Below are 26,037 nucleotides of genomic sequence, written 5' to 3' on the forward strand. Positions count from 1 at the left end.
TTGTATTAACGGTAAAGTATATGAAAAGTAGTGGTTTTACAAACTAACTTCTCGGTTAAGCACAAGCTCTAAATTTATAAAAATCATTATGGTTTAAAAAAGTATAAAGTTAACTTGTTTTTTATCTCAGTTCTTTGTTGTGGGTAGTTTTTGTTACCTAATCATTGTTTCAGCTACACACCTGATGACTTCTTTTCCTAAATTATAGGAATTTACAACTTCACTAAATGTAACTGTATTCGGTATATGTCCTTCGTGAGCAAAATCGTTTCTCCAAGTAATTAAATTGTTGTAAGAACTTAAAACACTCTTTCTGTGACTTCTTAAAAAAATATCTTCAGTTTCTTGTATTTTTCTTTGATATCTTCTCAAGTATTTAGTTCCAAACTTTTTAACATAATCGTCTTTTATTTGACTTGTTTTAATTCTTCCGTTAATTCTGTCAAAATGACTTTCAGCATATGTGCCAAATACATTGTGTTTTTTCTGAGCAAATTCAATAAATATTTCTTTAAGAGCAAGTTCGTAAACTGTTACTGCACTAACCGAAACAAAACCTATATATCTAGAACTCATAAATTGGTCAGAAGTTCCTCCAACTATAGAATTCAAATGATTAATCATATCGTCAGCTATCACAAAATGAGATGTATAAGCCATTTAATTGAACAGGTTTTGATTAACAAATTGAAATCTATTTCTGACAACTGTTGGGTCAGTAGTTCCAATTGTTGTTAACTCTTCCAATTCCTCTGTTTGTATCATAGCATTATATCTTTCTGATAGATTGCTTGGTACGTTATTCAAATTCTGCATAAGGTTAACTAATACAGAATCTAAAGTCGAAGAACTTAGTCTAGTTCTAATATGAAATGGCTTTTCTCCTAATTGATTAATAATTATTTCAGTTGCGGCATTAAATCTATCAATGAAATCTCTAACAGCTCTTGTGTTTCCATCTTGATTTCTTTTCATTGTAATATTTAAAAACTCTTTCATTGGTTTTTCATATTCTGCTAGTCTAGTATGAAGTGCAAAAAGACGTAGAATTAATTCAACATCAGTTTGATGCTTATTCACGTTTTTAGCACCAAGTATATTTCTCCAATTTTCATTTCTATTAAGTTCTCTTAAAATATTTACTAATTCACCTCTAAAAACAACATTTCTTATTTCTTGAGATTTAAGAGGTGTTCCACCAGTATTTAATCTTTCAAAAATATGATACATACTAGTACTTTCTCCTGTTGGTGATAACTGTCGAATATTAATTGCTCTTAATACTGAATTGTCAAGTTTTCTCCTATCAGAATCTGTTAATTCTTCGTAAGTTCTTTTGTAATAAGGACTCTGTTCGTTTAAGCCAGCTAATCGAAATACTTGTCTTCGTCCTCGATTATTTTCAGAACCAAAGAAACCATTAAAAAAATAGACTGTACTTAAAATTCTTTGCTGTCCATCTATTACTAAATTTGAATTATCTTCATCAATGTAGAAAAATACTGGCGGAACTGGAAGACCAAGTAGAAAAGATTCAATCAATAACGATGATTGTTTCATTGACCATACAAATTCTCTTTGAAAGTCAGGTATTGTAATTCCTTCATTATTCCACATATCAACAATTCCTCTTAATGTAAAATCAGATGGGTAAGTTGCAATGTCAAAGGTTTGATAAACTTCTCCTTCGTCTATAACTTCTTCAATTTCAATTTCAGTATTTTCACTCATATTTCAGTTTTTTATTAAATTACCCACAACGGTCTAGGCTATGAGTAGTTGCGTGGTTTAGCGGTTAACTTTGCAAGTACACACCAAATTGAAAATCCGCGAGGATTTTCAGAAGTAGGCGAGAACAAGCAATTACTTATAGCCATTGTTAGCCTACGTTATTTTTAGATGTTTTGGCAATCGGTTGTACCATTTTATTGTGCTATAGCAAGCTTTATGCATAAATATATTCAGTTGTTCTAAATCCTCTTCAGGACATTCAATTCCAGTTGATTCAAAGTTAGATTTTGCGTGAACAATTCCATTTCGTGTTGAGTATAAAACGTTTCCTAAATGATTAATCACTCGGTCTTTGATATCTTTCTTTGATTTATATTCTAATTTTTCAACGTTTGCTCCATTTCTTATTGACAAAGGCAAATCATCGTAAATGTCTACAAGGTCAAATGTATTGTCTATTAGGGATTTAACCAGTTCTTTATCTCTAATACTTTTTTCATAGTTCTTGGTCAAATCAAAGATTGATGCAATGAATTCGGCATTTAACGATGTGGCGTTAGATGAATCTAATTTTTTACGCATAGCCTCAAAAGCATCGATTTTAGAATAAAACGGTGCGAAATATTCAAAAATCTTGTAGTAAGTGAGGTATTTCAAATCATCACTAATAGCTTGATTCGCTTGGATGAATAAATCCATTGCAGGATTATAATCTTCTGTGGCATCTGGAAGATTACTAATTTCTTGCTGAAATTCATCTTCATCGAATTCGTCTGGATGATGGAAAGTTGAAAAATTGAATCCTATTTTATAAGTGTGAGACAACTCAAAAAAATATGATTTTATTAATTTTTCTTCATCCTCATCTGATAAGCGACTTTCTTTATTTGGATATATTACCTCTACTGCAACGTGACTTGAACAAGGTGGATGATATTTGCTGTATTCATCCTTCTTTGTTGCAGCGATACCTATTAAAATAGGTTCTGTTACTATCTGTAAACTGATTCCATCTTTAGTGGTTGATTGTAAAAAGCCTAAATAGAAAATTGGTCCAAGCTCACTTGCTGTAATTACCCTTTGTGTAATAATATCAGTAGTTACCTTGTTATAATCGTGTATTTTTAATGACTCTATTTCACTTAAATAAACAAGCAAATTATCGGTTTCTACTTCTACTTCAGCCTCTTCTCTGGGAAATGGAAAATAAACATATTCCAAATCTTCATCAATTTCATCTTCAAGAGGTTCAATTCCATAATCCGTTTCAAGTATTTGGAATCCTTTTTTAATTAATTCTATTTCTTCTTTTGATATTGGCATTTTTATAATGTAGGCTAACTCGTTATATGTCAAACTTTATTTGTTTTATCCGGAGAATAGTATGGGATATCGTAAAGTTTAGCAATTTTATACGTTATCAAATATATTAAAATCAATGTTTTACTTAAAATAAAGTTATTGTTATTTGTTAATTAATTATAAAAGCTAATTGCTTTTACAATTCTTGCGAACCTAATACAAAGTATTAATAAACTCTTACGAAATCCCATAAGTTCAGCTATTTAGGGAATAAAAGATGTTTTAAGAGTTATTAAAGGTTGCACGGGTCGCTGATATTAAGGCTATAGAATTATGTTGTGTTTTGTGTAAGCAGCAGTTTTTATACTGCTTACACGATATTTCTTTAAATTTTTCTTAGTTCAACTCTTCTATTTTGTGCTTTTCCTTCTTCTGTAGCGTTATTACCTATAGGTTTCGTGTGCCCAAAGCCTTTACTTTCTAGTCTTGATTCTTCAATACCTTCATCTACGAGTGACATAAGAACAGATTTGGCTCTGTTTTTAGATAGTTTCATATTAAAATCTTCATTACCCACATTATCAGTATGTCCTTCAATACTTATTTTTAAATTGGGATTTGTTTTTAACATTTTAGATATTTCACTCACTATTTCGTAAGAGTCAGCTTTAATTCTTGATTTGCCAGTATCGAAATTAATATGTAATGTAGCAAAGCCTTTAGTGTTTATTTCATTTATGATTTTATCTGCAGTTATTTTCTCTATTGTTTGTTCAAATTCTTTTGATTCCACAACTCCAATTTGTGCATTAGCCACATCAGAATAGATTTGAATTCCTATTTTTTTAGTAGGCGTTTTTAATACATACATACGAATAGGATGGTTTACAACATCTCCAACATAAAAATTATTAAAGTAAGTATAACGATCGTTTACGCTTTCTCCTTTTTGATTTACAAGTTCATTAGGTATTTTTCCTTCAAAAATAAGTTGAGCGCCAATAGCTGTTAAGTAGTCTTTAATACTTTTATCAAAATAGTATTGATTCCATTTTTGATTTCCATCCATCATAATTCCCATTTTATCTACTCGTCCTTCTATGTCAAAAAATGAATTACCGTCAAACATTTCAAGTTTGTGAAAGTCATAAGACTCTGTGCTGCTAGTATTTTTATTTACTAACATACCTTTTGGTGGTGTTATATAAGGGTATGCACCAATATCAACTTTAGATTCAATTATGTTTTTCCAAGAAAATTTTTTAGTGTTATTCTTTAATTCTTTTTTTTCTTTGGTTGTAACTTCATTATTAACAACTTCATCTAAGTTGTTTTTGGAAGTCTCTTTCTCATTTTTACATGAAATTAAAGTAATTATTGATAACAAACAGATTGAGTAAATTCTTTTCATTGTAATTCTTATTTAAGTTTGGCTTCTAATTGTTAATAACAGCTTTTATGTGCTTGTTAATTATGGAGTTAAATATAATATTTTTAAGTTTAGTTTAATGTTATTAATTATTTTAGTGGTTTTTTGAAGTTTCTTACATCTTCTTGAGATTGAAAGTAGGTTATATTTGTAATTAAGAGTTTATTACTACAGTTAAACATTATAAAGATTAATTTTATAGTTATTTCTCGGGAGAGTTTAATAATAAGTTATTCTTATTTAGTAGTATACTTTTTGTATTCAGCAATTTTATTTTCTAATCTTTTATTTAAATATTCATTCTTGTTATTTAGTGTTTCATTAATTACGATAGCTTCAGATAAATAGTGTTGAATTTTATCTTTTTTCCAATGTTTTGGTGGTTCTTGAAGGTTTGTAATTCTGTCTGCTAATTTTACCATTCCAACCTCTTTTTCAAGTTTGTTTATTCGGTTCAAGCTGTCTATCATTTTCTCTTTTTTAGAGCTTATGTTTTTATTTTTAGTCAATGCTTGAACCCCAATAGCAACTTTTTCTCCAAACATGTTCAATAACTCCGAAAAGTTGGTATCAGTATCTTCTAATGTATCGTGGAGTAGCGCTAATTGAACAGCATAATTTAAATCGAAATTGTTATTTGCATTATATGCTAAGATTATTTCCATAGCAACGTTAGAAATATGTAGCAAATAGTTAGAATTTGTTCCAGGAACTTTTTGATCTTTGTGCTTTTCTCCAGCAAATTTTATTGCTTTTTGATATAGTTCTTGTGTCATTTGAGGTGTTTTTCTATTAATAGGCTACAACTTGTTTAATCTTTATAGTTTTCTAAGGCATATCTTACATTTTCATTTCCGCTGTCTATTAACTCCTTTATTATTTGATTGCTTTTAGGGGAGTTTATAGCTTTCAATGCATGAATACATTTTCTTAAAGTTGATTCGTTTTCATCATCATATTTTCTGTAAATCTCTTCTTTTACAGCAATTTCTTTTAGAGGCTCAGTAAACCTATCATCTTTAAAACTTCTAACTATATCAACAATATTTTCATGTTCTTCATGCCATTCAGCTAAAATAATTTCCTCAAAAACATTTATATACTCATTATCAGTACCATCATAAAAGCACATGGTAATACAAAAGGTAAGTTTATCATTATCCTTGTTTTCAATAGCCTCTCTAAATAGTTTTAAAACTTGAGTTTTATATTTTTTCCTGTTAAGAGAAATACCCTCAAAAAAGTCTTTCCCTTGTCGTAGATTTTTTTCGTAATTAGAATAAATATCAGATAGTTTCTTTTTACGAAAGAGTTTTTTTAGCATAGCATATTATTGTTCAAAAGGATAAAAAGTAGGCGAGAACAAGCAATTACTTATAGTCATTGTTGTAGGTAGTTTTTTATTCATAAAATGAGCTTGTGTCAACTTCAAAATTGTGAACTTCAGTTATTTTCAAATTCTTGTCAGTATCATATTCTAATGTAAATTTGAAATTAAATGGATAAGAGTCAAACATTTTTAATCCATCACCTTTTAATTGGTCACCATCTGAACCGTATTGCAGTTCAACGCTTAGAACTCCGTCTCCGATAACAAATATGGCATTACCATTAATTTCAATTTCATCTATATCAATTTCGATTATTTCATCGATACGAGAATGAGTAGAAAGTATATAAATTTCATTAGGTAAATTTCCAAAAAGATAGTCCCATAAAATCTCTTCAAAATTTTTAATTTCAAGCCGTTTTTCTTTAGGTGGTGTAGCAACGACAACCATAAATCTATATTCGCCACTTTCTTTGATGTAATCAGCGATAGACGATAATTTTTTACGCCTTTCACTGGTCATTTTTCCTGTTTTAATTTCTAATACAACTTTATCATCTTTTCGTTCTGCAACTATATCTGCAATATATTTTCCTATTCTTTTTTCAAGATATACTTCATATCCTCTATTTTCATAATCTTCTTTTATTTGTAAAATAGCAATATCGTGCAGATATTTTGAAAGATACTTTTTTTTGATTTCCATACTACTCGATATTAAATTTAAACATTGAAGGTTGAAATTTTCCGCATTCTATGTAGACAATATGCTCCTCATTCTCGAAGGCATCTAAAAGCTTTAAAACAAAGTCTCCACTTAAACCAGAAACATCAATTACACTATAATCTTCTAATTCCAAGTTTAAGCTTCCAGCAGTCCTTATTCTAATTTGTTTGTCATCATCATAAAGTAAACCACCTAAACAATCCCAAACAGGTTTGCTTAAATTGTCTACATCTAAATGGAAATTTTTATTAAAGAAATAATAAATTGTAGCGTATAGATGTCCTTTCAACAATGAATGATTTGCGTAAAATGCTTTGAATGCTTTTTCAAGTGCAATTTTGTAATTATCTTTTTTAGTTCCTTTAAGACTGTTATAGGATTTTGGCTTCTCTTTAAAAATAAAATTATACATAAAATTTATGAGGTTCTTAAATTACAGCTAAAACTAGCTTATATACGTAATAAAATTACTGTTATATTCTTTTTACGGTAGGATAAATGGAACTTTTAGCAATTTTTATTCATTCAAATATAAAAAAAGTAAGATAAAAAAGTGTAACTTTTTTATCGGGTCAACACACGAAGCCTAATCGGGTCGACACACGAAGCCTAAGGGGAGTGACACTCCTTGCCTAAGGGAAGTGTCATTCACTGCCTAATGGGAGTAACACCAAACAACAAAAAAGATAAAATATTCGTATTGTGTAGAAAATTGTTAGTTTGTTGTATTGAGTATATAGTTCTCCATTAAAAAGTCTAAAGAAAACCCTAGTTTTAAATACATTTCTTTAGCCATTTCAGAGGCTTGCAACGTAGCTAAGGATAAGTTGTTGTCAATAGCTTTATTCAATGTGTGACGCATAATTTCGGTAGCAAAACCTTGTTTTCTTTTTTCTGGTATAATACCTAAGCTGTGCAAACCAGCAATCGTATTTGTGGTGTATAAAATTACGGTTCCAACAAGTTCTTGTTCAAAATAAACAAGATAGTAGGGGATGGTTTCTTTAGTTTTTAAAATGGTGGCTGTGCTTATTTCGTAATTAAAGGCTTTAAAAAAAGCATTGCTCCAAATACCAGCTTCTTCCGTGTTTTCTACTCTTTTAGAATCAATCTGTCTTTGCGTTTCGAACTTTTCTTTTAGTTCTAAACTCATTCCATATTGTGTAGACTTTAACTGAATTTTAGCGTCAAGTTCCATATTATTTTCTTGATTTGGTAGTGTAAATAAAGAAAATGTAAAATGCTTACCATCTCCTAACATTTGTAGCTGTACTTCTTTTAGTTGATTTTCAGAAGGAGAGAGGTTGGTCCAAATTCTATTAGGCCATTGGGCATTTTCAATATAAGCGCTTTCAAAAGATGTTTCTTTATGATATCCTTGATATGGAGCCGCAGCAGTTTTCCATAAAGAGGTTAAATTGTTAATGTTTGATACTATTTTTTTCATTTTGAGTTGATTAAAAGAATACTAATTGCCATGAAAACAATTCCAACACATTTTTTGGTAGTTATAGGCTCAACAGGCAGGTTTAACCAACCAAATTTTCCTGCGAATAACGAAAAAATCAATTGACCACATAAGCCAAAAGCAATCATTTTTGAAATCCCTAGTTTTGGTATGGTGTAAAAATAAAGAGAAATACCAATCATGCTAAAAAGTCCGCCAATAAACCATAAATACCAAGGTACTTGTTGCGCTATAGTTAGTTGAATACTTTCTTCTTTGAATAGAAAGATGAATAAGCACCCAAAAATAGCACTAGCTATAGAGGTGGCTATAACAGCAATAATAGGTTGCTTTACAATAGCACCTAATTGTGTGTTAAATCCTGCTTGAACAGCTAGTGAAACCCCACCAATAAAGGCCAAAAAGTATAAAAAGAATATTTTCATACTGCAAAGATGGAAAGGAAATAACACCTTTTTCTTTACATATGTTGATTGCTATACAGTTTTTTTTATGCTCTTACGTATTCGGCTTAATTGAGTAGGAGTGATACCTAAGTGAGAGGCAATATAGTGTAAGGGTATTCTATTTTCTATGTTTGGATTAGCCTTTACAAAATCGAGATAACGTTCTTTAGCTTCTTTTAAAACAATATCAATTTCTCGTTTTTCTTTATCAATTACCCAATTTTTTTCAAGATAAGCAATATAGAAGTTTTGTAAATCTTGGTTTTCTCTAATAAGTTGTCTGTATACATCATACGGAAAACTAATAATTGTAGAGTCTTCTATAACTTCCAGAGAAAACTGAGAAGGTGTATTAGTAAGTGACGATACTACAGAACCTACAAAACTCTCTGGTAAAAAAATGTTTTTGTGGTATAACGTACCATCTTTATGTAAAAAACACGAAACTACAGCACCTTTGTAAAGAATATGAACGTGTTTTGATATTTTACCAAAAGGTAATAGAGTGGTTCCTTTTTTTAAATCATGAATTTTTGCAGCTGAAAACAAAGAAGAAATGGAATCGTCGCTCACCGTAGCATAACGATTAAAAACGCTTGTTAAAAAGGTTTTATATTCATTAGGTTGATTCATTATTCGTTTAGGTGTTTTTAATTTGAATAATTTGTGCCGCAATACTTACCGCTATTTCCTCAGGGGTTTCACTTTTTATAGAAAGCCCTATAGGTGCGTGAACGTTGTTTAATTCTTCTTGAGTAAATCCTTCATTTTGTAAAACTTCCCACATCGCTTGCAACTTTGCTTTGCTACCTAAAACTCCTAAAAATTGATAGTTATTTTTAAGGAGCTTACTCAATACCAACTTGTCATCAGTATATGTATTAGTCATAATAGCTACATAGCTTGAAGAAGATTCTTCTATGTAGTTTTCAATATCTTTATAATCAATAACCTGTTTTTTATGAGCAGTTTGATTATTTTCTAAAGTGTTGAGGTTTTCTCGATTGTCAAAAACAACTACATAGAAACCAAGTTTCACAAAGAGTTCAGAAACAGCAACGCCTACATGTCCACCACCAACAATGTATAAGGTTTCTTTAAAACCAATATGTTCTTTAAAGTACCAATCTTCTTTTGAGTTGATGGTATATTCAAATTGATTATCTAGAGTATGAGAAGTAAAATCAAATAGGGTAGGAGATAAATGTAATATTCCTTTTTTACCGTGTTGTAAAGAAGAAATAATGCTTGAGATTATTGAAATATGCTTAGCATCTAAGTAATGAAAGGCCACAGTTTGTTCACCAGAACAAATCATACCAGAACCATCTTTGATATTTCCTTTATGGATTTGTTTTTTTATAAATGTTGGCGGATTCTCTTGTTGTAATAGTTGTTTTGCTTCTTCAACGAGCGCAAACTCCATAACACCACCGCCCACAGAACCGAAAATAAAACCATCTTCAGCAATTAACATTTTAAAGCCTTTTCGACCTGGAGAACTACCAAGGTTTTCAATTACCGTTAGGAGGTATACCTTCTGCTTATTTTGAAGTTTTGTATGTAACTGTTGCCAAAATTCCATAAAAGTTTACTTAAAAATGGTTTCGCTTAGGGCATAATAAATAGCCATCAATGCAGAAAAAATAGCACTTGCTAAAAAACGCCAATCGAGTTTTACTTTATTTTGAATGATAAAATTAGCGATAAATGAAATAGGGATGTTCACTAAAAACGACCAACAAGCAACAATGAATAAGTTACTGGTTATTTGGTCAAAATTTCCAGAAAATAATTTGATAAACAGCAAATGTCTAAAAATCCAAAGTGGATTAAAGTAGGCAATCGCTAATATTGTTTTCGCTATAGTTTTTCTGAGTCCGCTATTGTTGGCTGTCTTTTTTTCTATCCAATTAAAATAATTAGGGATTTCAAAAGCATAAATAGTAGCACCTATAAGTACCATTCCGAGGAGTCTGTATATAGAAAACTCGTTTAGTAAAAGGGATGCAATGGTGTCTCCAATACTATAAATTAACGCCCCCCTAAATATATTCTGTTTGGTGTATTGTAGTTTGATAAGCCTTCTATTTTTTAATTAAACGAAATCTGATTTTAATAACGAGTAAATTTCGCTGTCTAAAAACTTCCCATTATAAAAGTAGTTCTCTCTAAAATAGGCTTCTTTTTGAAAACCTAATTTTAAAAGAATACTTCTTGAATTTTGATTTTTAGGGTTTATGTTGGCTTCTAAACTATGAAGGTTGAATGTGTGAAAAGCAAAGTGAATTAAGGTGTTCATAGCTTCTTTCATATAACCTTTTCCCCAATAATCAGGGTTTAATACATAGCCTATTTCACCTCTAAAGTTTTGTTTGTCTAATCTCCATATTCCAAAATCACCAATAAGAGTATTGTTTTCTTTGAGCGTAATAGCCCAAGTAATTCCGTTTTTATCTTTAAAAGCTTGCTGAATGAGTGCTATTCTTTTTTCAATGTCTTTGGGAGATTGCGAAACTTCAGAGTCTAAGTATTTAGAAACTTGAGGATGAGTTCTAACGTTAAACAGTTCAGAGGCATCAGCCATTGTGTATTCTCTAAATAAAAGTCTGTCACTCTCTAATTTAGGAAACATATCAAAAATACTTTCGTTTATTGCGTATGTCATTCTATTTTTCATACAATCCCATCAATACTTTTTCGGGTGTAAAAGGAGCGTGGAATTTTAATTTATAATTAGGGTTAAAGGTTTTTACCGCTTGCTGAATGGCAAAATAAGCCCCAATTCCATACATTAATGGAGGTTCACCAACCGCTTTCGATTTTTTAATAGCCATTTGATTCCCTTCAGTTTTTAACGGAATGGTTTCAACTGTTTTGGGAGCTGAAAAAATATCAGGCACCTTGTAGGTAGACAAGGCATTCGATAATAATCGTCCTTCATTATTATAAGAGATTTCTTCCATAGTCATCCAACCAATTCCTTGTGCCAAAGCACCTTCAACTTGCCCTAAATCAATGCCCATATTCATACTTTTACCAAAGTCGTGTACAATTTTTACACTGTCAATTTCATAATTACCACGGATACAATCTACAGTAACTGTTGTTATTGCAGTACCGTATACATGGTAGGCAAACGGATGTCCTTTTTCTTTGGTTTTATCAAAATGAATAACTGGTGTAGCATAATGTGCATTTTCAGATAGCGCCACACGACGTAGCATCGCTTCAGCAATTAAAGCTTCCCATGTTAGATCTGATTTTTTATCGCTTACAAAAACAGCATCTTCTTGAAAAGAGATGTTTTCTTTTTTGGTAGAGAGCATGTCAGCGGCAACTTCTGTTAGTCGTTCAACTAATGAATTACAAGCCATTTCAGTTGCTTTTCCGTTAAGGTCGGCAGTTGAACTTGCTGCAGAAGGTGAAGTATTGGCAACGCGTGTAGTGTTCGTGGTTTCTAGTTTTACTTTATCTGGCGAAATTCCTAAAATACTTTGTGCTACTTGTAATATTTTGGTGTTTACACTTTGTCCCATTTCTACGGCACCTGTAGAAACACCAACACTTCCATCTTGATAAATATGTACCAAAGCACGTGCATGGTTCATCGGGGTATTGGTAAACGAAATACCAAAAGCAATAGGCATTAATGAAATCCCTTTTTTGTAGCGGTCGTTCTTATTATTGAATTCAGCTACTTCTTGTTCTAGCTGTTCAAGTTGATATTGCTCTTTTGCACTAAACCACGAATTTTGTGCTTGTACTTCGGTTGCAATTTGCCCGTAAGAAAACTCATCGTTTTCAGCTAATAGATTTGCTTCTTGTATTTTTCTTTTGTTGATTCCGATTTTATCAGCGGCATCTGCAATAGCACTTTCAATAACAAACATACCTTGCGGACCACCAAAACCACGGAAAGCGGTATTAGGAGGTAGGTTGGTTTTACAGCTATACACGGTAGTATGTACATTTGGAACAAAATAGCTATTGGTAGCATGAAACAAAGTTCTCTCAGCAATAGCAGGAGATAAATCAGCTGCAGCACCTGAATTTTGTAAGAACTCTGCTTCAAAAGCTTTAATTTTTAAGTCTTTGGTGAGTCCTATTTTATAAAATGATGAATAGGGGTGACGTTTTCCTGTCATACGCAAATCGTCATGACGATTCAGCATGTATTTAACTGGGCGGTTTAAGTGTTGCACTGCCACAGCAGCCATAACAGCCCAAGGAGTTGCTTGATCTTCTTTACCTCCAAAACCACCACCTAAACGAATTACATCTACTTCAATTTTATGCATTGGAATACCTAAAACCTTGGCCGCTGTTTTTTGTACAGCAGTAGGGCCTTGCGTAGAGGAAGTAATTTTTATATTTCCGTTTTCTTGAGGAACCGCATAACAACCTTGTGTTTCGAGGTACAAATGCTCTTGTCCGTTCGAAAAAGTTTCGCCTTCAAACACATAGTCACATTCGGTAAAAGCATTTTGGGTATTTCCTAAGTTAAATGAACGAGGAGCATTGATAAAACTACCTTTTTCTTTGGCTTCTTTTGCGGTTGTGATTACAGGAAGTTCTTCAATATCTATGGTAATTAAGGCTCTAGCTTTTTTAGCAATAGCTTCACTTTTTGCAACAATAAAAGCAATCGGTTGTCCCCAAAAATGGACTTCATCTTCTGCCCATAAGGGTTCATCGGGAATGATGCCTCCAATTTGATTTTCTCCTAAGACATCTTTATAGGTAAATATTTTTACTACACCTTCTAGTTCTTCTGCTTTTGAATAATCTACCGATTTGATTTTTCCATGTGCTTTTGGCGAGTCGAACACCAAGCCGAATAAGGTATCCTGTCTTAGCATTAAATCGTCAACAAATAACGATTCCCCTCTAACATGTGTAAAGCTGTCAATGTTTTTCATCGTCTTCATTAGGCAATCAATTTTTTAAGTTCTACATGATTTGGGAATAGTTCTAAAAAGTGAGCAAAAAATAATTGTCTTGCCAACAATCGCTTATAGTCAGCAGTTCCACGAACATCGCTAATAGGCGAAATTTCTGACTGTAAAATAGCTTCTGCTTCTTTTATAGTTTCAGAATTGATTGTTTTTCCTATTAAAAAGGTGTTGGTATCGGATAAATATTTTGGAATAGCGGCTACACCTCCTAAAGAAAAATGTGCATCTGTAATTGTGTTATTTTTTAGTGTAATTCTTCCTGCCGAATTTACACTAGCAATATCTAAATGTGTTCGTTTGCTTACTTTCTCAAAATTGAAAAAGTCTTCTGCTTGTGGAACTTTGAATTGTATTGATTGTAAGATTTCACCTTCGTGTAAATCATACTTTTTATAGTCTTGATGAAATTCTTGAAATGGAATTTGTCGCACGTTTCCATCTTCTTTTTGAATGTTTACCATTGAATTTAATGCTAAAAAGAAAATAGACATGTCGCCAATAGGAGAGGCGTTTACAAAGTTACCACCGATGGTTCCCATGTTTCTGATTTGCTCAGAAGAAACAAGTTTCAAAAATTGTTTTAGTTTAGGAAAGAGGGTTTGTAATTGTTTGCTTTCTGCTATTTCGGTCACTGTTGTATTAGCACCTAGTGCACAAAATCCTTCGGTAAAAGAAATTTCTTTTAAAGCGTTTTTATCGGTTAATAAATGTACATCTTCTTCCGCCATTTTATCAGCATGCTGTACATAAATATCGGTTCCGTTAGCTACTTTTATTCCCGTTTTTTCAAAGGTTTTTGGTTGTATTTGTGCTAATTTTTCAGGGATAGTTTCAAAATAATTAGGAATAAAACCTTCTTTGATTAGCCAGTCGATTTGATGGTTCTTATCTTTTTGTTGTAGTTTTTGTTCTATTTCAAAACCAGCTTTTTCAATCGATTTATATCCTGTGCAACGACAAATGTTTCCGCTGACAGCATCGTTACAAGAAGTTGTTTGTTTACTGTCAAGAGCATAACCAGTCATAGAAACCACAAATCCTGGTGTGCAAAAACCACATTGTGTCGCATAATTATCGGCCATTGCTTTTTGAACGGTATTCAGTTCTTTTGGTAAATTGATACCTTCTACCGTAACGATATGTTTTCCGTTAGCATTCCCTAAAGGAGAAATACACGAAGTTATACTTTGATAGTTAAGGCTACCGTTTTTTTGTTCACCGATTAGAACGGTACAAGCACCACAATCACCTTCACGACATCCTATTTTTGTACCTTTTAACTGTTGATGTTCTCGAATAAAATCGAGTAGGGTAATACCAGCGTTTGCTGTAGTTTTTATTACCTGATTATTTAATATAAATTGTATCATAAGCAGAATGCAAGATACGAAAATGTAACGTTAGGTGAAAAGTGAGGAGCTTTGATTTTTAATTGTCACTAATTTTATAATCAAAACTGATAGCAATAAAAAAGCCTCCAAATTTTTGGAGGCTTTTGTATATACTTTAAGAAAAATATTAAGCAAATAAGTTGTCTATTTTTTCTTTTTCTTCTTGTGCTAAAGCTGGATCTACTAAAATACGACCACTGTGCTCGTCAATTGTAATTTTCTTACGGTTAGCAATCTCTAATTGTACCTGTGGTGGAATAGTGAAGAAAGAACCTCCTGCAGCTCCACGCTCAATAGCAACAACAGCTAAACCGTTTCTTACTTTAGTTCTAATTCTTTTGTATGCCGTTAATAAGTGCTTGTCAATAGATTGAGAAAACTCTTCAGACTTTTCTTTTAATAATTGCTCTTCTTTCTCAGTCTCTTTTAAGATAGCATCTAATTCACCTTTTTTGTGAGCTAAATGTGCTTCTTGCTTAGCTAATTTTTCTTTGGTGTTATCAATAACCTCTTTCTTTTGAGCAATTTTAGCTTTGTATTCTTTAATTCTCTTTTCAGATAATTGAATTTCTAGCTCTTGGTACTCAATTTCTTTAGATAAAGAGTCGAATTCACGGTTATTACGAACATTTTTTTGTTGTTCTTCGTATTTAGTAATTAAGTTTTTAGATTCTTCAATTGCTAACTTTTTGTTACTAATGTCAGTTTCTAAATTTTTAACATCCTCAGCTAAATTAGAAAGTCTCTTGTTTAATCCGGCAACTTCATCTTCTAAATCTTCAACTTCTAAAGGTAATTCACCGCGAACGTTTCTAATCTCGTCAATTCTAGAATCGATTAACTGTAAATCGTATAACGCTCTTAATTTTTCTTCTACCGTTACTTCTTTTTTTGCCATCTGTTAAATATAGTGTATTGGATTTGTACTCTTTTCGCTTAAAATAATTGCAAAAGTACTAAATTTTTTGCTAAGATAATCAACTAAAAGGTTTTTTGTAAACTGCTCGCTTTCATAATGTCCTACATCTGTAAGTAAGATTCTTTTTTCAGCTTTAAAAAATTCATGGTATTTAAAATCAGCACTTATATAGGCATCTGCACTTGCTCGTATGGCATTTTTAATAGCAAAACTTCCTGAACCTCCTAGTACTGCAACTTTTTTAATAGGTTTGTCAAGTAATTCTGAATGTCGTACACAACCAGTTTTAAAGGTTTCTTTTACAAATAATAAAAAGTCTTTTTCATTCATCGCCGAAGGTAGTTCTCCAATCATTCCCATACCTACGTTTTGGTTTTGGTTATCCAGCGTAATAACTTCGTAGGCAACTTCTTCATAAGGATGGTTTTTAAAGAGAGCGGAAAGTATTTTTCCTTCTAAATAAGAATCGAATGTTACTGTAATGCAGGTTTCTTCTTCAAACATCAATTTACCCTTTTCACCAACAGTAGGGTTTGAGTTTTCATTGCCTTTATAACTTCCTTTTCCTTCTACATTAAAAGAACAGTTATCATAATTACCAATATTACCTGCACCCGCTTCAAATAATTTTTCACGAAGATTATTAGCTTCTGCAAAAGGAACATAAGTAGTTAGTTTTTTTATGATTCCTTTTTTAGGAATCAAAGTTTTCATATTTTCTAAGCCTAAAACTTCTCCCATCTTAGCTGAAACACCATTGTTTACATTATCTAAGGCGGTATGTGTAGCATAAATAGCAATATTATTCTGAATAGCCTTCAACACAACACGTTCTACATAATTGTTACCGTTTATTTTTTTCAATCCGCTAAACACAATTGGATGAAAGCTTACAATAAGATTACAGTTATTAGCAATTGCTTCATCTACAGTTTTCTCAAGCGTGTCTAGGGTAACTAAAACCCCAGTTACTTCAGTATTGTGTTTTCCTATTAATAAGCCTACATTGTCAAAATCTTCGGCATACGAAAGTGGAGCTAGTTGTTCAATGTAGTTGGTAACGTCTTTTATTTGCATTTGGGTAATTTTCAAAGTATTAATATAGCAAAGTTACAAAGTAGAAAAATGAAAATAAAAGTATCCTGTAGATTAATGCTTAAATTATTACTTTTGATGTAATGAAGCTACTTCGATTTTTATTATTTCCGTTTGCTGTTTTGTATGATGTAATTACGAGGATTCGTAATTGGTTTTTTAATGTAGGTATTTTAAAAGCTACTTCTTTTGATATTCCTGTAATTGCTGTTGGAAATTTAAGTGTAGGAGGAACAGGAAAATCTCCACAGATTGAATATTTGATACGATTACTTAAAGGTAATTATAGAATTGCAGTTTTAAGTCGAGGATATAAACGTAAAACAGAAGGATTTCAGTTAGTAAATGACACACATACTGCAGAAGATGTAGGTGATGAACCTTTACAGTTTTATAAGAAGTTTAAAAAAGATGTTGCCGTAGCTGTGGATGCTGATAGAACGAACGGAATTCAACAGTTATTACAACATAAGAATCCACCAGAAGTTGTGTTGTTAGATGATGCTTATCAGCATAGAAAAGTAACAGCGAGTAGCTATATTTTACTAACCAAGTATAACGATTTATTTGTAGATGATTTTGTATTGCCTACAGGGAATTTAAGAGAAAGCAGGAGAGGAGCTAAACGGGCTAGTGTGATTGTGGTTACGAAATGTCCTGAGAATTTATCGAAGACAGAACAAGAAAAGATAGTGAGAAAACTCAATCCGAAGCCATATCAAAAAGTGTTCTTTACAACGATTGCTTACGATGAGAATTTAAAAGGAACAAAAGAGTTAACAATTGATGATTTGCAGGATAAAGAAGTTTTGTTAGTAACAGGAATTGCGAATCCGACTCCTTTATTGAATTTTTTGAAAGAAAATGAAGTAAGTTATAAGCATCTAAACTTTCCTGACCATCACAATTTTACTCAGCAAGACATTTTAAAGATTGAAAAAATATTTAATGAGCTGCCGTCTAAACAAAAAATCATGCTAACAACCGAAAAAGATTATATGCGTTTAGAAGGAAAGGTTGACTCTCTTAATTATATCTCTATAAAAAGTCATTTTATAAGAGAAGAGAAAGCTTTTAATTCTTTAATGTTGGATGAAATAAAGAAAGTGAATTAAATTACTCGTTCGTCAGCTTTGTATGCGCCACGACGGTGTAATATCCATTGAGCTTCATCCAGTGGATTTACTCCTTTAAAGTCTCTCGATTTTCCTTCTCCTTCAGGGCATACATCATAGCCATGAAAAACCATTCGTAAACGTATACGACCACTACAAAGAGTATTTAATTTAATACTTAAATCTAAAGAAGTAGCAACAGGAATCGTTCCTGTAAGATGCATCATTTCATTTTGAAAAGTAGGAGAGTCGATTGTAGCTCTTCTAGTAGTAAGTTCAGAAATAATTTTACTTAAAAACTCTTCATTGGTTTTTATTTCAAAGCGAACTAAAGGTTCCAGCAAATGTGTTCCACCAGCTTGTAAACCTTTCATGATACCCATTGGAGTAGCTAAATTAAAGTCACCAGGTCTTGAATGAACATTATGATCTTCTCCTTTAATCAATGTTATTTTTACATCGGTTACTTCCCAACCAAGTAAACCTTGCTCTAAAGCTTTTGGAATCGTTCTGGCTATTTCATTTTGATATTTGTTATGAATATCATTTTTAGAAACAATAGATTGGTAACTAACACCAGAATTTAGAGGAGCGGGTTCAATTAAAAAAGTCATGATTGCCCAACAAGGTTTAGGCATCCAATAACAAACATAACCTTCTGCGGCTTTGCTTATGGTTTCTTTATAAACAATTTGAGGCTCTGTAAAAGTAGCTGGTATTGAAAATCGCTCTAATAAAACATGTGTAAGCACTTCAATTTGCATATCTCCCATTAGTAACAATAATAATTCTTTTTCGGGTTTATGCCATTTAAATTGTAGTGTTGGATCTTCTCTGTCTATGATTTGTAAAGCCTGCGCTAAAGCATTGTAATCTTTATCATTATCAGGTATTACTTGTACACTTAAAACAGGCGTGTTTAATTCGGGTAGTTTTGGAATTCCTTCGGGGTTGCCAAGAATGTCTCCTGTTTTTGTATCAACAACACCTGTAATAATTCCGATATCACCAGTTTTAATAGTAGTGTCAATATGTTTGGTATGATGAAAAACCTTCGATTGGTTTATTTTAGTTTCTACGGCTTGGGTATGATTATAAATAACCGACTTAGAGGATAACTCACCCGAAAAAACTTTTACATGTGCCATAACACCATGAGTTTTATGATGTTCTAACTTGTATACATAAGCAGAAGTTTCTTGTGTGGCAGTATTCTTATCTGGTTTAATGAAACTTGTTAATCCATCTAATAGTTCCTTTACACCAATGTTGTTTTTAGCTATTCCTGTAAATACAGGTGAAATTGAAGCTTTTGAGGTGTTTTTTATAATAGATTTTATATAGGTTTCATCGGTAATGGAGTGACCATTTAAGTATTGTTCTAGCAAACTTTCATCGGTTTCAATTAACTCTTCTAAAATCGCTTCTTTTTGTTCTTTGGTAGCCGAACTATTATGAAAAATGGGATTAATACAAGCAGTGTCCAATCCTTCATGATGACTGGTATAGATAGACACAGTTTTAATTTGAAGCTCATCTTTTATTTGTTCTAAAACATTCTCTATATCTGCTCCTTGTCGGTCAATTTTATTAATGAAAATTATTGTCGGAATTTTTAGTTTTTGCAAAGCATCTGCAATAGTTAAGGTATAAGCTTGTACACCTTCAACAGCTGAAATAACTAAAACAACAGCATCTACCACACATAATGTTCTTGCAACTTCACTAGAAAAATCTACGTGTCCAGGAGTATCTATCAGATTGACTTTGGTGTCATTCCAAATAAAAGAAGTGGTAGCTGCTTTTATGGAAATTCCACGTTCTTTTTCCAGTGCTAAACTGTCAGTAACAGTAGAACCTTTATCTACACTCCCTATATTTCTTATAGCTCCTGTATGGTATAATAAATGTTCGGTTAAGGTAGTTTTACCAGCATCCACATGTGCTAAAATTCCTATGTTAAGAGTGTTGGAATATTCCATTAATCAGTAATATCTTATAAAGATAGAGGTAGTTTGTTAAAATTGCTCTTTTGCTTCAGTTCGTAGTTGCTTAATGTCTTGTTCGTCTTTACGTGGACAAATAACTAATACATCATCTTTTTCTACAATAATAAAATCTTGTAATCCTTGAACTACTACTTTTTTGCCATTTTTAGTACTAACCATGTTCCCGTTGGCATCTTTAAAAATAGTTGTAGCTCCAACTGTTGCGTTTTGATGAGTGTCTTTATCAAGTTTGTTATATAAAGAACCCCAAGTACCTAAATCATCCCAACCAAAATCTACAGGGAGTACGTGTACCTTTTCAGAGCGTTCCATAATTCCGAAGTCGATAGAAATATTCTCGCACTTCTCGTAGTTACTTTTAATAAAATCATCTTCGAAATTAGTGTTGTACACGTTATCTTCGGTTTCTAAAATGTTTACCATTTCAGGAAGATGTTTTTTAAAGGAATGTAAAATGCTAGAAACAGACCAAACAAAAATACCAGCATTCCATAAATAGTCGCCACTCGCTAAAAACTGAGTAGCTTTTTCTAGATTAGGTTTTTCGGTAAACGTTTGTACCTTTTTTATTTCAGAAGTATTTTCTTCAAATTGAATATAGCCATACCCCGTATTTGGGTGATTCGGTTGTATTCCTAGAGTCATTAATATGTCTTCCTTTGAGCAAGCGTTAAAAGAAGTTTCTATGTTTTTAAGGAATTCGGTTTCGTTTTCTATCCAGTGATCTGATGGGGCTACTAACATCACAGCATTTTCATTTTGCTGACGGATTTTTAATGCAGCATATAAAATACAAGGAGCTGTGTTGCGCATTGTAGGTTCAAGAAGTAGTTGTTCTGAGCTAATCTCAGGAAGTTGTTTTAATATTAATTCTTTATAACGTTGATTCGTAGCAATTAAAATATTCTTAGAAGGAACTAATTGATTGATCCTGTAAAAGGTTTTTTGTAATAAAGATTCTCCAGTTCCTAATAAATCATGAAATTGTTTAGGATTGTTTTCTGTGCTTACAGGCCAAAGACGAGAACCTACGCCACCAGCCATAATTACTGCGTAATAATTATTCTTCATAAGAATTTTAAGTTTTTATTAATTCAATTTCTGCGTTTTGATTGAATAAGTAGGTTTTTTTATTGTTTAAATTTAAGCATTCATAACGAGTTCTTCGTTTATTTCCTCTCTTATATAAAATATTTTTAAATTTAAAAACACTCCCTACAGGAACTTCAAATATAAAATGCTTTCCATTTTCTGCTTTACCTCCTCGTAGAGCTAACGATAAGTTTGTATCGGTATCTGTACTGGCTTTAGGATTTTTTAAATAATTGGCTAAATATGGCAGAATATTTTTTGGATAAATTTCTGGCTGTAAAAAAGGTAACATTAAATGTTGAAAAACTGTTTTCCATTCTTTACCATGAGGTTGTACTCTTCCAAATTTTTGATACGTAACATGATGTGCAATTTCATGAATTAACGTCAGTAAAAATTGATAAGGGTTTAAGTTGTTATTTACTGTAATTTGCATGTGACCATTTGGTAAGCGACGAAAATCACCATGTTTGGTTTGGCGTTCACTTACTATTTTCAAATTGATTTTATGCTCAATAATTAAATATTCAACTAATGGAATTGCTTCTTTGGGGATGTATTTAATTAGTGTTTTTTTCAAAAGTCAGTTCGAGCGGTTTTTATTTTGAAATAAAATGAAAAAATAAAAAATTGTATCGAGAATTAACTAATACTTCTAGATACAATTTTCTTTTCAGTTATGTTAAACGAAAATCATTAAAAGTGATACACGTTATTTTATTATGGAGTAGAGCTTGAAACCTGTAGCACTTTTCCGTTATAATATTTATTACCAGTTAAAGCAAAATCAAAAATATAATTAGCCATTTCTTTAGCAGATAATGGAGCTTCATAACCAGGGAAAGCCTCTTCTAACATCTCTGTTTGTACAGCGCCTAAGGCTAATACATTAAAAGCTATTTGTTGTTCTTTGTATTCTTCTGCTAATAGTTCTGATAAGGTAATTACAGCACCTTTGGCAGAGCTATAGGCAGCTAATCCAGGAAATTTCATGCTTCCTTGAATTCCACCCATACTACTCACTGTTACCACATGACTCCCTTTTTGCATAAACGGTAGAAGGGTTTTAGTCAATTCAGCAACTGCAAAAACATTCACTTTATAAACCTCTTCAAAATCTTGCGTAGATAGTTGTTCAAAAGGTTTGTTAACCAACTTTCCTGCATTATTGATAAGGATATCTACCTTTTTCCATTTAGTTGAAACAAATTCAACTGCTTTTTGTAGATCTCTTTCGTTCGATAAATTAACAGAGATAATAGTGATGTTTGGGTGGCTAACCTGTTCTAAAGGTTTTGTGTTTCTTGATAAGGCTAATACTTGATGTCCTTGATTAGCAAACTGCTGTGCTAATTCAAAACCAATACCTCTACTAGTTCCTGTAATAACAACGTTCTTCATGTAATTGTCAAAATTTAAAAAGGCAAGCTACATAAAAATCACTACATTTATTGTTTAATCATTCTTAAATTATCATGAAAAAAAGACTTTTTTTAGCGGTTCTCCTAACAATGTCAATCACAACATTTGCTCAAAATACCTATATATTTTGTGGGAAATTAATTGATACAGAAAAAGGTAAAATAAAAGAACAACAAACTATAATTGTAAAAGGTAACAAGATTATTGATGTGTTAAAAGGATATGTGAACCCTGAAAACACTGATGATATAACGATAGATTTGAAAGATAAGGTGGTAATGCCTGGATTGATTGATATGCATGTGCATATTGAAAGTGAACATAGTCCGAAAACAAGACTGGAAAAATATATTTTGAATGATGCTGATAGAGCTTATAACTCAGTTAAGTTTGCCGAAACCACTTTGTCAAACGGCTTTACCACGGTAAGAGATTTGGGAGGAACAGGTGTTAATATTTCTTTAGCTAAAGCAATTAAAGCGGGAAAAATTGTAGGTCCGAGAGTGTTTACTGCGGGGAAATCTTTAGCAACGACAGGAGGGCATGCAGACCCAACAAATGGAAGCAGTAGAAAGCTAATAGGAAACCCTGGGCCAAAAGAAGGAGTGGTAAATTCGGTAGAAGATGCTCGAAAAGCGGTTAGACAGCGTTACAAAAATGGAGCAGATTGTATAAAAATTACAGCTACAGGAGGCGTATTAAGTGTGGCCAAAAGCGGAGACAATCCGCAGTTTACTATTGAGGAAATAAAAGCAATTTGTGAAACAGCTAAAGATTACGGAATGCATGTAGCGGCTCATGCTCATGGAGATGAAGGAATGCAACGTGCTATAATTGGAGGGGTAAAAACGATTGAACATGGAACTTATATGAGTGATGAAACAATGGAGTTGATGAAAAAATACGATGCATATTTGGTACCAACTATTACAGCTGGAAAAGAAGTAGAAGAGAAGGCTAAAGTAAAAGGCTTTTATCCAGAAATTGTAGTGCCTAAAGCATTGGCTGTTGGTCCACAAATACAAGGAACTTTTGGAAGAGCTTATAAAAAGGGTGTAAAAATAGCTTTTGGTACCGATGCAGGAGTTTTTAAACATGGTAAGAATGGAAAAGAGTTTGGGTACATGGTTGAAGCAGGAATGCCTGCTATAGAAACAATACAGTCTGCAACAGTAACTAATGCAGCATTATTAGGTATGAAAAATGAGTTAGGACAGATTAAAAAAGGGTATGTAGCAGATATCATTGCAGTAGGAGAAGATCCTATTCAAAATATTCATACGATGGAAAAAGTAGTTTTTGTGATGAAAGGTGGGAGGGTTTATAAAGAAATTATGAATTGAAAAACAGTACGTTAAAAATAAAAAGGAATGCAAAGCATTCCTTTTTTTATAGATATATATCTATAGTATTGCCCCCCGACAAATATTTTGATGTTTAGTGATTTCTTTTTTTAAAAAGAGCTATTCAATTTTATTAATAAAGAATAGCTCTTAACTAACCAAACTTATTAATTTATTTTATTACTATGAATGAAACAAATACACTACAAATATATTTTAGATTCTATGCTCTTTTACTTTTAATTCGATGAATGGAGTGTTTTTTAGGTTGAGAAGAAGCCCACTACAGATAAGTTATGTAACGAAAAAAAACAAGTAACATGTTTTTTAATTTGAATTTATTTTTGGAAAGAATTTATAAAAAAGAACAAAAAAGGAATGCTCAGCATTCCTTTTATTTATAGATACGTATCTATAGTGTTGCCCCCCGACAAATATTTTGATGTTTAATGATTTCTTTTTTAAAAAAGAGCTATTCAATGTTTATTAATAAAGAATAGCTCTCAACTAACCAAACTAATTAATCTATTTTATTACTATGAATGAAACAAATACACTACAAATATATTTTAGATTCTATGTTCTTTTACTTTTAATTCGATGAATGGAGTGTTTTTTAGGTTGAAAAGAAGTGTACTACAGGTAAGTTATGTAACGAAAAAAACAAGTAACATATTTTTTAGCTTGAATTCGTTTTATAGCTTGTAAGCTATATATCGCTTGATAAATATTTTAATGTTTAATGACTCTTTTTGAAGAGTTAAAAATTAGTATGTTGGTAAGCTCCAATATCAGAGGAAGTGCTTCTGTCTACACCTAAAATATCATTAGAAACAGCAGAAGGTTTAGCTTTATTAATGGCATCACTATTTTCACCAATGATAAACTCATTTTTAGTAACATCTTTAAAGTTAGGCTCTCCGTTTAAAATGTTATTTTGATAATGTTCAGTATCATTAAAATTCAATTCAGTATTATCTGTGAATGAATTATTAAGGTCATTAAATTTTATTAAGCAATTTTCAACCGAGTAATTAAAGGTTGTACCATCAATTCTATCAAGAATAAATTCAACGTTGTTGTTTCCTTCAATAATACAGTTTATAAAGTTAGCGGTAACCAAATCATTAGTCTCTGTAACTTCTTGGTTATCATTATTAAGATAACTAATGTGGTTGTTGACTAAAACCGAAGGTAATTGACGAATACTATTGTTCCAAAAGTTAGCAAAAGTAGCATGGGTAAAGTTATATTTACCACCAAAAGTACAAGCTAATGCAGATTGTCCTGCGCTACCTATTACTAAGTTTTCTCCTTCAATATGTGTGTTTCTACCTAAAACACCATAGTTTGAACTGTTATATATTTCAGTGTTTTTTATTGTTAGCGTGGGAGAGGAGGTATCTTGTCCGTCAACAAGAAGTCCAACAGTTCCATTTTTAATTTGAGTATAATTTAGTTCGTTGTTAAAACTACCTTCACGTATCCAGATAGCTCCCCATTGTCCTGGAATTTCGCTAAACTGATGTTCTAATCGGTCTCCTTCAAAAATTACTTTTTCATCTAAAGTTCCATTCACTTTAAAGTTTGCATCTTTATCAATAATTAAGCCTGAATTATTGTGAAAATGAATTTTAGCTCCGGCTTCAACTGTTAGTGTTTTACTTGATTGTACAGCAGCGTAACCGTAAATGACATAAGGTTTTTCATTAGTAAAGGTTAGTTCTTCGTCAGTTAAAAAGCGACCCTGAATTTCGGTTTCTTTACCGTTAATAGTTAATGTCTCAATACCCGAACTGTTTTTAGAAGGAAAAATAAAATGAGCGTCTTGTACTAAAGTAACTAAATCTACATCTTGTTGGTTTTCTCCATTATCAAATAATATTTTATCAGTATATAAAGGATCGGTAATGGTGTTAACATTAATAGTAGTTTCTATAAAAATATAAATACTATCATTTGCCAAAATATCAATATTATTGAAACTGTCACCAGCTAATCCATCTACATTCAATCGATAATTTGAAGTATTTCCATTTTCCAATTTGATTTCTGGAATTGTAATAGTTTTACTACTCTTATTGTATACTTTTAAGTTATACGTAGCAGAACCTATATTGCTAAAAACAGTGTCTAGAAATACGGTGTCTTTTGAAAACTGTAACTTCCCATAACTAGGTACTGTATTGAAGTCTTTTCTACAAGATATTACAATAATGGATAGAATAAGTGCTAGTATGGGAAGGGTATTTTTCATGGT

At 31.8% G+C, this 26,037-nt stretch carries 25 protein-coding genes; 2 read left to right on the top strand and 23 right to left on the bottom strand.

Going from position 1 to position 26,037, the window contains the following annotated elements:
• Nucleotides 1-153 precede the first annotated feature (153 nt).
• The 18 genes from AC3VJB_RS02020 to AC3VJB_RS02105 form a co-directional block, all read right to left on the bottom strand.
• The gene (locus AC3VJB_RS02020; RefSeq protein ID WP_497666687.1) at nucleotides 154-660 is read right to left on the bottom strand and encodes a HEPN domain-containing protein; all 507 of its coding nucleotides are present in this window, start codon (nucleotides 658-660) and stop codon (nucleotides 154-156) included.
• Complete coding sequence (locus tag AC3VJB_RS02025) at nucleotides 661-1,731, bottom strand: GmrSD restriction endonuclease domain-containing protein (protein ID WP_497666688.1); 1,071 nt, start codon at nucleotides 1,729-1,731, stop codon at nucleotides 661-663.
• Nucleotides 1,732-1,884: 153 nt separating this feature from the next.
• Nucleotides 1,885-3,054, bottom strand: coding sequence for a hypothetical protein (locus AC3VJB_RS02030; protein ID WP_497666689.1), 1,170 nt, complete (start codon nucleotides 3,052-3,054; stop codon nucleotides 1,885-1,887).
• Between the two features lie 364 nt (nucleotides 3,055-3,418).
• Nucleotides 3,419-4,444, bottom strand: a complete 1,026-nt coding sequence (locus tag AC3VJB_RS02035; RefSeq protein WP_464838244.1) for an OmpA family protein — start codon at nucleotides 4,442-4,444, stop codon at nucleotides 3,419-3,421.
• Nucleotides 4,445-4,698: 254 nt separating this feature from the next.
• Nucleotides 4,699-5,238: an HD domain-containing protein gene (locus AC3VJB_RS02040; RefSeq protein WP_497666690.1), complete on the bottom strand. Its 540-nt coding sequence runs from the start codon at nucleotides 5,236-5,238 to the stop codon at nucleotides 4,699-4,701.
• 35 nt (nucleotides 5,239-5,273) lie between these two features.
• On the bottom strand, nucleotides 5,274-5,786 hold the full coding sequence (locus AC3VJB_RS02045) for a hypothetical protein (protein WP_349265618.1): 513 nt from the start codon (nucleotides 5,784-5,786) through the stop codon (nucleotides 5,274-5,276).
• A 76-nt stretch (nucleotides 5,787-5,862) separates the two neighbouring features.
• Nucleotides 5,863-6,498, bottom strand: a complete 636-nt coding sequence (locus AC3VJB_RS02050) for a pPIWI-associating nuclease domain-containing protein (RefSeq protein ID WP_349265617.1) — start codon at nucleotides 6,496-6,498, stop codon at nucleotides 5,863-5,865.
• 1 nt (nucleotide 6,499) lies between these two features.
• Entirely contained in the window at nucleotides 6,500-6,931 is a 432-nt protein-coding gene (locus AC3VJB_RS02055) for a RusA family crossover junction endodeoxyribonuclease (protein ID WP_349265616.1), read from the bottom strand.
• Nucleotides 6,932-7,234: 303 nt separating this feature from the next.
• Complete coding sequence (locus AC3VJB_RS02060) at nucleotides 7,235-7,966, bottom strand: GNAT family N-acetyltransferase (protein WP_497666691.1); 732 nt, start codon at nucleotides 7,964-7,966, stop codon at nucleotides 7,235-7,237.
• A complete protein-coding gene (locus AC3VJB_RS02065; RefSeq protein ID WP_497666692.1) occupies nucleotides 7,963-8,412 on the bottom strand; it encodes a DMT family transporter in 450 nt (149 codons plus the stop codon). The genes AC3VJB_RS02060 and AC3VJB_RS02065 overlap by 4 nt, the downstream gene beginning before the upstream one ends.
• A gap of 51 nt (nucleotides 8,413-8,463) precedes the next feature.
• A complete protein-coding gene (locus tag AC3VJB_RS02070; protein WP_462099046.1) occupies nucleotides 8,464-9,066 on the bottom strand; it encodes a Crp/Fnr family transcriptional regulator in 603 nt (200 codons plus the stop codon).
• 7 nt (nucleotides 9,067-9,073) lie between these two features.
• Nucleotides 9,074-10,018, bottom strand: coding sequence for an XdhC family protein (locus AC3VJB_RS02075; protein ID WP_497666693.1), 945 nt, complete (start codon nucleotides 10,016-10,018; stop codon nucleotides 9,074-9,076).
• A gap of 6 nt (nucleotides 10,019-10,024) precedes the next feature.
• On the bottom strand, nucleotides 10,025-10,399 hold the full coding sequence (locus AC3VJB_RS02080) for a hypothetical protein (protein WP_437824229.1): 375 nt from the start codon (nucleotides 10,397-10,399) through the stop codon (nucleotides 10,025-10,027).
• Between the two features lie 132 nt (nucleotides 10,400-10,531).
• A complete protein-coding gene (locus AC3VJB_RS02085) occupies nucleotides 10,532-11,101 on the bottom strand; it encodes a GNAT family N-acetyltransferase (RefSeq protein WP_497666694.1) in 570 nt (189 codons plus the stop codon).
• Nucleotide 11,102: 1 nt separating this feature from the next.
• A complete protein-coding gene (locus AC3VJB_RS02090) occupies nucleotides 11,103-13,364 on the bottom strand; it encodes a xanthine dehydrogenase molybdopterin binding subunit (protein WP_497666695.1) in 2,262 nt (753 codons plus the stop codon).
• Nucleotides 13,364-14,761: an FAD binding domain-containing protein gene (locus AC3VJB_RS02095; RefSeq protein ID WP_497666696.1), complete on the bottom strand. Its 1,398-nt coding sequence runs from the start codon at nucleotides 14,759-14,761 to the stop codon at nucleotides 13,364-13,366. Before AC3VJB_RS02095 ends, AC3VJB_RS02090 begins: the two co-directional genes overlap by 1 nt.
• A gap of 148 nt (nucleotides 14,762-14,909) precedes the next feature.
• Nucleotides 14,910-15,680: a zinc ribbon domain-containing protein gene (locus tag AC3VJB_RS02100; RefSeq protein WP_173361080.1), complete on the bottom strand. Its 771-nt coding sequence runs from the start codon at nucleotides 15,678-15,680 to the stop codon at nucleotides 14,910-14,912.
• A gap of 3 nt (nucleotides 15,681-15,683) precedes the next feature.
• The gene (locus AC3VJB_RS02105) at nucleotides 15,684-16,778 is read right to left on the bottom strand and encodes a Nif3-like dinuclear metal center hexameric protein (protein WP_497666697.1); all 1,095 of its coding nucleotides are present in this window, start codon (nucleotides 16,776-16,778) and stop codon (nucleotides 15,684-15,686) included.
• A 101-nt stretch (nucleotides 16,779-16,879) separates the two neighbouring features.
• Here AC3VJB_RS02105 and lpxK point away from each other — a divergent pair, with 101 nt between their 5' ends.
• Entirely contained in the window at nucleotides 16,880-17,911 is a 1,032-nt protein-coding gene (gene lpxK, locus AC3VJB_RS02110; RefSeq protein WP_497666698.1) for a tetraacyldisaccharide 4'-kinase, read from the top strand.
• Here lpxK and AC3VJB_RS02115 read toward each other — a convergent pair.
• From AC3VJB_RS02115 to AC3VJB_RS02130, 4 genes are all read right to left on the bottom strand, one after another.
• Nucleotides 17,908-19,893: a GTP-binding protein gene (locus AC3VJB_RS02115; RefSeq protein WP_497666699.1), complete on the bottom strand. Its 1,986-nt coding sequence runs from the start codon at nucleotides 19,891-19,893 to the stop codon at nucleotides 17,908-17,910. The two genes, lpxK and AC3VJB_RS02115, sit on opposite strands and share 4 nt — an antisense overlap.
• Before the next feature lie 36 nt (nucleotides 19,894-19,929).
• Nucleotides 19,930-20,991 (bottom strand): mannose-1-phosphate guanylyltransferase, encoded by a 1,062-nt coding sequence (locus tag AC3VJB_RS02120; protein ID WP_073183304.1) that lies wholly within the window; start codon nucleotides 20,989-20,991, stop codon nucleotides 19,930-19,932.
• A 7-nt stretch (nucleotides 20,992-20,998) separates the two neighbouring features.
• On the bottom strand, nucleotides 20,999-21,592 hold the full coding sequence (locus tag AC3VJB_RS02125; RefSeq protein ID WP_047789602.1) for a SprT-like domain-containing protein: 594 nt from the start codon (nucleotides 21,590-21,592) through the stop codon (nucleotides 20,999-21,001).
• Between the two features lie 140 nt (nucleotides 21,593-21,732).
• On the bottom strand, nucleotides 21,733-22,413 hold the full coding sequence (locus AC3VJB_RS02130; protein ID WP_159494668.1) for an SDR family NAD(P)-dependent oxidoreductase: 681 nt from the start codon (nucleotides 22,411-22,413) through the stop codon (nucleotides 21,733-21,735).
• A gap of 74 nt (nucleotides 22,414-22,487) precedes the next feature.
• Between AC3VJB_RS02130 and AC3VJB_RS02135 the strand changes: the two genes are divergently transcribed.
• On the top strand, nucleotides 22,488-23,777 hold the full coding sequence (locus AC3VJB_RS02135) for a metal-dependent hydrolase family protein (protein WP_497666700.1): 1,290 nt from the start codon (nucleotides 22,488-22,490) through the stop codon (nucleotides 23,775-23,777).
• 760 nt (nucleotides 23,778-24,537) lie between these two features.
• On the opposite strand, the gene AC3VJB_RS02140 is transcribed toward AC3VJB_RS02135, so the two are convergent.
• A complete protein-coding gene (locus AC3VJB_RS02140; protein ID WP_437824250.1) occupies nucleotides 24,538-26,034 on the bottom strand; it encodes a hypothetical protein in 1,497 nt (498 codons plus the stop codon).
• Nucleotides 26,035-26,037 lie beyond the last annotated feature (3 nt).

The organism is Tenacibaculum sp. TB-53 (assembly GCF_059716285.2).

What these genes read in the sequence shown, in the direction of transcription:
- AC3VJB_RS02020 (WP_497666687.1), bottom strand. Translation starts at nt 660, where the DNA reads ATGGCTTATACATCTCATTTTGTGATAGCTGACGATATGATTAATCAT.
- AC3VJB_RS02025 (WP_497666688.1), bottom strand. Translation starts at nt 1,731, where the DNA reads ATGAGTGAAAATACTGAAATTGAAATTGAAGAAGTTATAGACGAAGGA.
- AC3VJB_RS02030 (WP_497666689.1), bottom strand. Translation starts at nt 3,054, where the DNA reads ATGCCAATATCAAAAGAAGAAATAGAATTAATTAAAAAAGGATTCCAA.
- AC3VJB_RS02035 (WP_464838244.1), bottom strand. Translation starts at nt 4,444, where the DNA reads ATGAAAAGAATTTACTCAATCTGTTTGTTATCAATAATTACTTTAATT.
- AC3VJB_RS02040 (WP_497666690.1), bottom strand. Translation starts at nt 5,238, where the DNA reads ATGACACAAGAACTATATCAAAAAGCAATAAAATTTGCTGGAGAAAAG.
- AC3VJB_RS02045 (WP_349265618.1), bottom strand. Translation starts at nt 5,786, where the DNA reads ATGCTAAAAAAACTCTTTCGTAAAAAGAAACTATCTGATATTTATTCT.
- AC3VJB_RS02050 (WP_349265617.1), bottom strand. Translation starts at nt 6,498, where the DNA reads ATGGAAATCAAAAAAAAGTATCTTTCAAAATATCTGCACGATATTGCT.
- AC3VJB_RS02055 (WP_349265616.1), bottom strand. Translation starts at nt 6,931, where the DNA reads ATGTATAATTTTATTTTTAAAGAGAAGCCAAAATCCTATAACAGTCTT.
- AC3VJB_RS02060 (WP_497666691.1), bottom strand. Translation starts at nt 7,966, where the DNA reads ATGAAAAAAATAGTATCAAACATTAACAATTTAACCTCTTTATGGAAA.
- AC3VJB_RS02065 (WP_497666692.1), bottom strand. Translation starts at nt 8,412, where the DNA reads ATGAAAATATTCTTTTTATACTTTTTGGCCTTTATTGGTGGGGTTTCA.
- AC3VJB_RS02070 (WP_462099046.1), bottom strand. Translation starts at nt 9,066, where the DNA reads ATGAATCAACCTAATGAATATAAAACCTTTTTAACAAGCGTTTTTAAT.
- AC3VJB_RS02075 (WP_497666693.1), bottom strand. Translation starts at nt 10,018, where the DNA reads ATGGAATTTTGGCAACAGTTACATACAAAACTTCAAAATAAGCAGAAG.
- AC3VJB_RS02080 (WP_437824229.1), bottom strand. Translation starts at nt 10,399, where the DNA reads ATGGTACTTATAGGTGCTACTATTTATGCTTTTGAAATCCCTAATTAT.
- AC3VJB_RS02085 (WP_497666694.1), bottom strand. Translation starts at nt 11,101, where the DNA reads ATGACATACGCAATAAACGAAAGTATTTTTGATATGTTTCCTAAATTA.
- AC3VJB_RS02090 (WP_497666695.1), bottom strand. Translation starts at nt 13,364, where the DNA reads ATGAAGACGATGAAAAACATTGACAGCTTTACACATGTTAGAGGGGAA.
- AC3VJB_RS02095 (WP_497666696.1), bottom strand. Translation starts at nt 14,761, where the DNA reads ATGATACAATTTATATTAAATAATCAGGTAATAAAAACTACAGCAAAC.
- AC3VJB_RS02100 (WP_173361080.1), bottom strand. Translation starts at nt 15,680, where the DNA reads ATGGCAAAAAAAGAAGTAACGGTAGAAGAAAAATTAAGAGCGTTATAC.
- AC3VJB_RS02105 (WP_497666697.1), bottom strand. Translation starts at nt 16,778, where the DNA reads ATGCAAATAAAAGACGTTACCAACTACATTGAACAACTAGCTCCACTT.
- lpxK (WP_497666698.1), top strand. Translation starts at nt 16,880, where the DNA reads ATGAAGCTACTTCGATTTTTATTATTTCCGTTTGCTGTTTTGTATGAT.
- AC3VJB_RS02115 (WP_497666699.1), bottom strand. Translation starts at nt 19,893, where the DNA reads ATGGAATATTCCAACACTCTTAACATAGGAATTTTAGCACATGTGGAT.
- AC3VJB_RS02120 (WP_073183304.1), bottom strand. Translation starts at nt 20,991, where the DNA reads ATGAAGAATAATTATTACGCAGTAATTATGGCTGGTGGCGTAGGTTCT.
- AC3VJB_RS02130 (WP_159494668.1), bottom strand. Translation starts at nt 22,413, where the DNA reads ATGAAGAACGTTGTTATTACAGGAACTAGTAGAGGTATTGGTTTTGAA.
- AC3VJB_RS02135 (WP_497666700.1), top strand. Translation starts at nt 22,488, where the DNA reads ATGAAAAAAAGACTTTTTTTAGCGGTTCTCCTAACAATGTCAATCACA.
- AC3VJB_RS02140 (WP_437824250.1), bottom strand. Translation starts at nt 26,034, where the DNA reads ATGAAAAATACCCTTCCCATACTAGCACTTATTCTATCCATTATTGTA.